Below are 8639 nucleotides of genomic sequence, written 5' to 3' on the forward strand. Positions count from 1 at the left end.
CAATCTTACTACAGGAGGGGATGTGGCCGAACAGCTGGAATTTTTCCCCGTCCAGAGCCCATGCCGTGGTATATGTCAGTCTGACGAGCGCGGCTTTTGCCGTGGCTGTTTTCGTAGCCGGGATGAGCGTTTTAACTGGCAAAAAATGAGCGATGCCGAAAAGCAGGACGTGCTGCGTCTTTGTCGTCAGCGCCTGATGCGTAAATTACGTGCAAACAAACTCAACCCGCCGGAAGAACCGCAACAACCTTCACTCTTTTAAAAGCGTAATTGCGTATACTCGATGCACATTCATTTATAAGGAAGCTGCTATGGTTCAGCGTATTACTATTGCGCCGCAAGGCCCGGAATTTTCTCGCTTTGTGATGGGTTACTGGCGCCTGATGGACTGGAATATGTCCACGCGTCAGTTAGTCAGCTTTATTGAAGAGCATCTTGACCTGGGCGTTACCACCGTCGATCACGCCGATATCTACGGCGGATACCAGTGTGAAGCAGCGTTTGGCGAGGCGATGAAGCTGGCTCCGCATTTACGTGAGAAAATGCAGATTGTCACCAAATGCGGGATCGCCACGACGGCACGCACGGAAAATGCGCTCGGGCACTACATTACCGACAGCGACCATATTATTGCCAGCGCGGAACAATCGTTAAAGCTGTTGGCGACCGATCATATTGATTTGCTGCTGATCCATCGTCCCGATCCACTGATGGATGCAGACGATGTGGCCGACGCATTTAAAAAATTGCACCATAGCGGCAAAGTGCGTCACTTTGGCGTCTCTAACTTCACCCCTGCGCAGTTCTCGCTGCTGCAATCGCGTCTGCCGTTTACTCTGGCGACCAACCAGGTTGAAATTTCACCGGTGCATCAGCCACTCCTGCTGGATGGCACATTAGATCAATTACAACAGCTGCGTATCCGCCCGATGGCCTGGTCCTGCCTCGGAGGCGGTCGTCTGTTTAATGACGATGCCTTCCAGCCGCTGCGCAATGAACTGGCCGCGATCGCAGAAGAGTTGAACGCACAGTCTATTGAGCAGGTGGTGTACGCCTGGATCTTACGTCTGCCTTCGCAACCGCTGCCGATTATTGGTTCGGGTAAAATCGAGCGTGTTCGTACCGCCATTGAGTCCGAAGCGCTGAACATGTCTCGCCAACAATGGTTCCGTATCCGTAAAGCCGCGCTCGGTTATGACGTGCCTTAATCGCGTTTTTGGCGCTTCACCGTTCAAATTTGTGTCACTGGTTTACACTTATCAATCAGACACCTTTTAGACGGAGATCTTATGAAGCGTTTGAGTTTAGCCATTATTACCTTACTGGCCTGTGCAGGTGCGCAGGCTGCCAGTGAAGAAAAAGTGACGATGAATCTGGTGACGTCGCAAGGCGTCGGCCAGGCGATTGGTACTGTCTCAATTACTGAAACCGGAAAGGGGCTGGAATTTACCCCCGATTTGAAAGCGTTGCCGCCGGGTGAACATGGTTTCCATGTGCATGCCAACGGCAGTTGCCAACCGGCGATTAAAGACGGGAAGGCGTCAGCGGCGGAATCAGCGGGAGGGCATTACGACCCTCACCAAACGGGTAAACACGAAGGCCCGGAAGGTGCAGGCCACATGGGTGACCTGCCGCTGCTGGTGGTGAATAACGATGGTAACGCCACAACACCGGTCGTTGCGCCCCGGCTTAAATCCCTGGATGAGGTAAAAGGTAAGGCGCTGATGATTCATGTGGGCGGCGATAATATGTCCGATCAACCGAAACCGCTTGGCGGTGGCGGAGCGCGCTACGCCTGTGGCGTTATCAAATAATCAGTTGCTTAGCGTACCCGGTGGTGGTGCCTGTTCAAGCTGTGACAGCGAGCAATGCAGCCGCCAGACGAGGGCCGACAACTCCTGCGCAGCAGGTTGGTGATGGTGGGCGAGCGTATCGCAGATACGCTGTAGCTCGTTTAGCGTGGCATTCAACGGTCGTTGTTGGACGCCGCGCTCACTCATCACGTCGCGAAGCAACGCGATACATACGTCCCTGACGCGAGCCAGCGGATCTGAGCGCGCCTCCCAGGTACGTAGTTGCCACACCACATGCGAGCAGTTCAGCAAGACAACCCCCCAACGTAATAACCAACGCCTCGCCAGCGCATCCTGACTGTTACTCAACTGGCTGACGTGATGATAGGTCAACGACTCAAATTCATTCTCACTGAGTGCAGGATGTCGGCTGAGCTGATCGACAAAATCCCGACGCAGGGCGCGAATATGACGGCGGCTTTTCCGCGCATCCGATCCGGGGCGTAGAATGGCGAATGCCAGCCATGACAGCGCCACGCCGGTGATTTTCGCCAAATTGTCATTCAGAAAATCAGCAAAATCGTATACCGGGGGATTCGTTACCGCGATGAACGATCCCATAAACACGATAAGCTGCCCCCAAAGCCCCGCCAGCGCAGGCATTTGTAGCTTTAACAACTGCATGGTGGCGAGGAGCGGGAAGAGAAACAGGATGAACTGCCAGAGGTCGGTAATTTGTACCATCAAACCAAACTTGACCACAAAGCTAAACAGCGACAACAGAACCAACGTGCGCATTAACAAGGAAAGTGATTTGAAGGGCGTGGCAACGGCGGAATACAACACGCTGCTGATGGCCGCGAGCGTGAGTGCGCCAGATCCTGATTCCCATTGTGCGCCAATGCTCCATGCGCCGATAAGCATCAAAGTGCAGAACGTGCGCAACCCGCTCCAGATAGCTTCCGCATTATCGGTATGGCGGGCAAGCCCTGGCGTACGAGCAATATTGATACGTTCGGCGGTAACGCCATTTTCCAGCAAATGCAGGTAATGGCTGCTACGTAAGTAGAGGCGGCAAAAATAGCGCAGCCGTTGCCAGAAGGCGACGTGTCGATAATCGCGGGCATCGACGGGCCGCAGTGGGGCGATGATACGCGAGACGGTATAGCTGTCGGTATTGGATTTGACCAGCGCGCCAAGTAATTGCTCAATGATATCGCGGGTATTAGCGGGAGGATTAGGCCAGTTCAGCAGCATTCTGCGCAGGCTGGAAATCACACTGGTCATACGTAGCTGCTGATGCAACAGCGAATTGAGTAAGGCATTTTGGCGGCGAAAGCGGTAGTGACTCCAGAACGCCTGTATACGCAACAGGTTCATGGTCAGAATCTGACCGATAACACCTTCATGTGCCGTGCGGATGGCATCCGTTGTCTCCGGTTGCCAGAGCAAACTGGCATGTTCCAGCAAACGCGTATGCATGTTTTTCAGTGCTGTAAGCAACGTGGTGCCATCGGAGGTGCTGGGTAGGATCATCATCATCATACCCCCGCACAAGATACCGACAATGACCTCGCATACGCGGGCCTGCGCGATATCCCATAACTGCGTGATCTCAACGGTATTGACCATGGGAAACGCGATGATCGCCGCCGTGTAACCCGCCAGTTGAAAGGCGTAGGCGACGTTATTAGTAAAATGCGCGCAGGCCCAGGTACAAAAGCCGATCCAGACTGACATGCTCAGCAGAAAAAGCCACGGTTCATTGAGGGTATGGCCGGCAATAATCAGTGCGGCTGTCGCGCCAAGTAAACTACCGGCTACACGGCCCAGGCTTTTGCTGATCACCCCGCCGACGGTAGGGAAACTCACCACCGCCGCCGAAGTCATCGCCCAATAGGGCTCGTCCAGATTGAGATAATAGGCAAAGGTTAACGCCAGACACATTGCAATGGTGTTACGCAGCGCATAACGCCACTGTGCCGGCGTGGCTTTAAACCATGGCCAATTGCCTGGCGTCAGGGGGGGCATTTTCATTTACGCTGGCCGATGGAGACGCTACAGGTGGTACCAGAGACCAGTGTGACATCCTGCGGCAAAGCGTCAAATTCAATGCGTACAGGGACACGCTGCGCCAGACGTACCCACGGCACGTTAGGTTTGATGTCGGGAATCAGACCGGAATCGCTTTCAACACTTTGGTCATAAATTGCGCGACCGATACTGGAAACGTGACCCTGTAACTTAACGTTGCCGCTGTAGAGCGTAATTAACGCCGGCGCACCTTCGCGTATGTGACGCAACTTCGTTTCTTCAAAATACCCCATTACATAAAAAGAGTGGCTGTCGACAAGAGCAAACAGCGGCTTACCGGTTGAGGCGTAGTCGCCGGTGCGGGTTGAAAGGTTGGTGACCCAGCCCGCTACGGGCGCTTTGACGACCGTTTGCGACAGTTGCCATTGCGCCTGGCGTAAACTGGCCTCGGCTGCTTCAACGCTTGCCTGCATCGCTTTTACGTTGAGGTTGGCGGTATCCAGATCTTCGGCTGAGATATAATTTTGCGATAAGTGACGACGGCGATTGGCTTCGTTATTCGCTTTTGCCAGATCGGATTGAGCTTTCGCCAGCTGTGCTTGCGCATTCAGTTCAGCAATGTGAAACGGCGTCTTGTCGATAGTAAACAGGACATCACCTTTATTCACGAACTGGTTATCTTTTATATTGAGTTCATTAATGCTGCCCGAAACCTGCGGTGTGATGCTGACCTGTTCTGCGCGCACTTTGCCATCACGTGTCCAGGGCGATTGCATATAGTAATTCCACATCCACCATCCGGCAAAAACTGCGATTGCAGCGACTATAATGGTTGAGAAGTATTTAATGGTTTTGAGCGACATAATCACCACACAATCAGCATAACAAAGGCCAGACCTACGCTAAGCGTAAAGAGAGACAGATCCATCAACAGGGGATGCCAGATCTCACCGGAATAAATCCAGTCGCGCAGCAGGCGATGAACAACCAACCAAAGAATAAACCCTGCGACAAACGCCTTGAAAATGGGAGGGAAGTAGACAGATGCACCGATCATTAAATCTTGTAGGGGCAATCCTGTTGCATTAAACATAAACTTCACGGGCAAAATCCTTGACGGAAGAGAGCATTGCTATAGGTTTAGCAAAAAAGAGACGATGAGTCTCTGTAACACATAATGTCTGAAAAAATGTCAACCGGTAAGCAAATTTGGCAATACATTTGTTTTGAGAATACAAATGCTGCACACTATTCTAAAATCAGTACAATAACTTAGCAAGCTAATTATAAGGAGATGAAATTGGAATCGCCATTAGGTTCTGATCTGGCACGGTTGGTGCGCATTTGGCGTGCTCTGATTGACCATCGCCTGAAACCTCTGGAGTTGACGCAGACGCATTGGGTTACGCTGCACAACATTCATCAGTTGCCACCGGATCAATCGCAGATCCAGTTGGCTAAAGCGATTGGCATCGAACAGCCTTCGCTGGTACGTACGCTTGACCAGTTGGAAGAAAAGGGACTCATTTCACGACAGACTTGCGCCAGCGATCGTCGGGCAAAGAGAATTAAACTGACTGAGAAAGCCGAACCACTGATCGCAGATATGGAAGCGGTTATCAACAAGACACGTGGAGAGATTCTGGAAGGGATTTCAGCTGAGGAAATTGATCTGCTGATAAAACTGGTCGCCAGACTGGAACACAATATTATTGAACTGCAGTCTCAGGGCTGAGACGAGAGATGACGTGTGGCCAGAGCCTGACCACACGTAAATTCGATTAACGTGGAGACACGGTAACCTGGCTGCCGTTGTTCGCCATAACAACACGCTGACCCGCAGAGAATTTGGTCGCGCCCTGTTTCTGAACCACCATGATGGTATTACCATCATCCTTACGGATTTCCAGTTCGACACCCTGAGTTTTATTCATCGCGCCTTGCACGCCCTGGCCCGCAACGCCACCGGCAACTGCGCCTGCAGCCGTCGCTAATGAACGACCCGTACCGCCGCCGACGGTGTTACCCAGGAACCCGCCGAGCACCGCACCACCGATAGCGCCAATTACGTTTGCGTCATCGCCACCCTGGATTTGCACCGGACGAACATGAACAATCGTACCGTAGGTAACGTTCTGAACTTGTTTCGCTTCGGATGCGGTATATACGTCGCCTGAAAGGCTATCATTGTTCACGCAGCCCGCTAAAGATACGCCCATTAATGAAACAATCAGCACACGTTTAATCATTTACAAATCTCCTTTGTCACCACGAAACGCTAATAAAGCCCCATCATGGTTAAATTATATGGCATTTGTGAGCCTGAGGTCACATGTTCCACTGGCACAATATGAAAATCTTAACCGAAATCGGATCAACCGAGTATAAACGAATCATTCATATAATTGATGTAATTAAGCGACCGTTGGCATGATTTCCTCTCAAAAATCATTCAGGAAGCATGGCATTAGTCTGCACTTTATGGTTGAGTGTCAAGGCTAATTTGCTTAAAAGGATGACGTATGAAATCGGGCCGTTTTATCGGTGTTATGTCTGGAACCAGCCTTGATGGCGTCGATGTTGTGCTGGCGACAATAGATGAAACGATGGTTGCACAGCAGGCGAGTCTGACCTGGCCTATCCCTGGTCATGTAAAACAGGCGATTCTGGATATCTGCCAGGGGCAGCAGCTTACGCTTTCTCAGTTTGGTCAACTGGATGCGCAACTGGGTTATCTTTTTGCTGAGGCGGTAAATGCGCTACTGGCGAAGGAAAAATTGAAACCGCAGGATATCGTGGCGATTGGCTGCCACGGACAAACCGTGTGGCATGAACCGAACGGCGCCGCGCCGCACACGCTGCAAATTGGTGATAACAACCAGATTGTCGCGCGTACCGGGATAACCGTCGTCGGCGATTTTCGTCGACGTGACATCGCGCTCGGTGGGCAGGGCGCGCCACTTGTTCCTGCGTTTCATCAGGCACTGTTGGCTCATCCTACGGAACGGCGGATGGTGCTGAACATCGGCGGAATTGCCAATTTGTCTCTGCTTATTCCGCAACAACCCGTTCGTGGATACGACACCGGGCCGGGCAATATGCTGATGGATGCCTGGATCTGGCGGCAATGCGGTCAACCCTACGACAAAGATGCGCAGTGGGCCATTTCAGGAACGGTAGTCCTGCCATTGCTGCAAAATATGCTTAACGACCCTTATTTTTCCACGCCTGCGCCCAAAAGCACTGGTCGTGAGTATTTCAATTACGGCTGGATAGAGCGTCATCTGGCGCAGTTTCCGGGAATCAGCGCACGCGATGTACAGGCGACGCTTGCCGAACTGACGGCCGTCACCATTTCAGAGCAGGTCTTGTTAAGCGGCGGTTGCGATCGCCTCATGGTATGTGGCGGTGGAAGCCGTAATCCGCTGCTGATGATGCGTCTGGCGGCATTATTGTCAGGTACCGAAGTCACCTCTACCGATGAAGCCGGGATCAGCGGCGACGATATGGAAGCGTTAGCCTTTGCCTGGCTGGCGTGGCGAACGCTGGCTGGATTACCGGGAAATTTACCTTCTGTGACCGGGGCGTCAGAGCTGAGCGTGTTAGGGGCGATTTATCCTGCCAATCCGCGAACTCAGAGTTAACTGAAATTATTCAGCGCGGCATACCGGTAAACTAGGGATATTAGGGAGGGTGCCATTACCCTCCGGGACCAGGAAAGTCTTCAGGATAGGGCTATGAAAAAACTGTTGTTAGTATGTCTGCCGGTACTGCTTAGCGGGTGCAGCGTGTACAACCAATTTGTTGAGCGTATGCAAACCGACACGCTTGAATACCGCTGTGATGAAAAACCGCTTACCGTGAAGCTGAACAATACGCGCCAGGAAGTGAACTTTGTTTATGATAATCAGCTATTGAACCTCAAACAGGGCATGTCGGCATCGGGGGCGCGCTATACGGATGGTATCTACGTCTTCTGGTCTAAAGGCGACGAGGCAACGGTCTATAAACGAGACAGAATTGTGCTAAATAACTGTCAGTTACAGAACCCGAAGCGTTGAGATTTTCACCTGGGCGGCGCACAATAGCGTCACCCTCTGACAATCCGTAGCCCAACATCATGTCTGATAACGACGAATTGCAGCAAATCGCGCATCTGCGCCGTGAATACACGAAAGGCGGTCTGCGCCGCCACGATCTTCCCGCCGAGCCCCTTGCGCTGTTTGAGCGTTGGCTGGGGCAAGCCTGCGATGCCAAACTGGCAGATCCTACTGCTATGGTTGTTGCGACCGTTGATGAAAACGGTCAGCCGTATCAGCGCATCGTGTTGCTCAAACATTATGATGACAAAGGGCTGGTTTTCTATACCAACCTCGGTAGCCGCAAGGCGCATCAAATCGAGAAGAACCCCCGTATCAGTCTGTTGTTCCCATGGCATACCCTGGAACGGCAGGTGATGGTGATTGGCAAGGCTGAGCGCCTTTCCACGCTTGAGGTGGTGAAGTACTTCCACAGTCGCCCACGCGACAGCCAGATTGGTGCCTGGGTATCTAAACAGTCCAGTCGAATCTCCGCTCGCGGCATTCTTGAAAGCAAATTCCTTGAGCTGAAGCAGAAGTTTCAGCAAGGGGAAGTTCCGTTGCCCAGTTTCTGGGGCGGCTTTCGCGTAAGTATTGAACAAATGGAGTTTTGGCAGGGCGGCGAAAATCGTCTGCACGATCGTTTTTTATACCAACGTGAAGATAACGCGTGGAAAATTGATCGTCTGGCCCCCTAAAGATGCAAAATTCTTGTTTTAAGCGCTGGTGCTGA

General features: G+C 52.1%; 10 protein-coding genes and 1 pseudogene. 7 read left to right on the forward strand and 4 right to left on the reverse strand.

The window, feature by feature from the left end; all coding sequences use genetic code 11:
* Positions 1-22: 22 nt before the first annotated feature.
* From KQJ18_RS18865 to sodC, 3 genes are all read left to right on the forward strand, one after another.
* Complete coding sequence (locus KQJ18_RS18865) at positions 23-262, forward strand: DUF1289 domain-containing protein (protein WP_216422502.1); 240 nt, start codon at positions 23-25, stop codon at positions 260-262.
* Positions 263-311: 49 nt separating this feature from the next.
* Complete coding sequence (locus KQJ18_RS18870; protein WP_216422498.1) at positions 312-1208, forward strand: aldo/keto reductase family oxidoreductase; 897 nt, start codon at positions 312-314, stop codon at positions 1206-1208.
* An 81-nt stretch (positions 1209-1289) separates the two neighbouring features.
* Complete coding sequence (gene sodC, locus KQJ18_RS18875) at positions 1290-1814, forward strand: superoxide dismutase [Cu-Zn] SodC (protein ID WP_038640384.1); 525 nt, start codon at positions 1290-1292, stop codon at positions 1812-1814.
* Here sodC and KQJ18_RS18880 read toward each other — a convergent pair.
* The 3 genes and pseudogenes from KQJ18_RS18880 to KQJ18_RS18890 form a co-directional block, all read right to left on the reverse strand.
* Positions 1790-3830, reverse strand: a pseudogene (locus KQJ18_RS18880) (FUSC family protein). The gene sodC and the pseudogene KQJ18_RS18880 overlap by 25 nt on opposite strands.
* Positions 3827-4690, reverse strand: a complete 864-nt coding sequence (locus tag KQJ18_RS18885) for an HlyD family secretion protein (protein ID WP_038640386.1) — start codon at positions 4688-4690, stop codon at positions 3827-3829. Before KQJ18_RS18885 ends, KQJ18_RS18880 begins: the two are co-directional and overlap by 4 nt.
* Before the next feature lie 2 nt (positions 4691-4692).
* A complete protein-coding gene (locus tag KQJ18_RS18890; RefSeq protein WP_038640388.1) occupies positions 4693-4929 on the reverse strand; it encodes a DUF1656 domain-containing protein in 237 nt (78 codons plus the stop codon).
* Positions 4930-5121: 192 nt separating this feature from the next.
* On the opposite strand from KQJ18_RS18890, the gene slyA reads away from it, so the two are divergent.
* The gene (slyA, locus tag KQJ18_RS18895) at positions 5122-5562 is read left to right on the forward strand and encodes a transcriptional regulator SlyA (RefSeq protein ID WP_019076732.1); all 441 of its coding nucleotides are present in this window, start codon (positions 5122-5124) and stop codon (positions 5560-5562) included.
* A 46-nt stretch (positions 5563-5608) separates the two neighbouring features.
* Here slyA and slyB read toward each other — a convergent pair whose 3' ends face one another.
* Entirely contained in the window at positions 5609-6076 is a 468-nt protein-coding gene (slyB, locus tag KQJ18_RS18900; RefSeq protein WP_003029175.1) for an outer membrane lipoprotein SlyB, read from the reverse strand.
* 273 nt (positions 6077-6349) lie between these two features.
* Here slyB and anmK point away from each other — a divergent pair, with 273 nt between their 5' ends.
* From anmK to pdxH, 3 genes are all read left to right on the forward strand, one after another.
* Positions 6350-7471, forward strand: coding sequence for an anhydro-N-acetylmuramic acid kinase (gene anmK, locus KQJ18_RS18905; protein WP_216422501.1), 1122 nt, complete (start codon positions 6350-6352; stop codon positions 7469-7471).
* 93 nt (positions 7472-7564) lie between these two features.
* Positions 7565-7888 carry a C-type lysozyme inhibitor gene (mliC, locus tag KQJ18_RS18910; protein ID WP_038640393.1) on the forward strand — a complete coding sequence of 108 codons (324 nt, stop codon included), beginning with the start codon at positions 7565-7567 and terminating at the stop codon, positions 7886-7888.
* A gap of 59 nt (positions 7889-7947) precedes the next feature.
* Entirely contained in the window at positions 7948-8604 is a 657-nt protein-coding gene (gene pdxH, locus KQJ18_RS18915; RefSeq protein ID WP_038640396.1) for a pyridoxamine 5'-phosphate oxidase, read from the forward strand.
* Positions 8605-8639: the final 35 nt, after the last annotated feature.

Source organism: Citrobacter sp. S55_ASV_140 (assembly GCF_018919505.1).
Classification (GTDB): domain Bacteria; phylum Pseudomonadota; class Gammaproteobacteria; order Enterobacterales; family Enterobacteriaceae; genus Citrobacter; species Citrobacter werkmanii.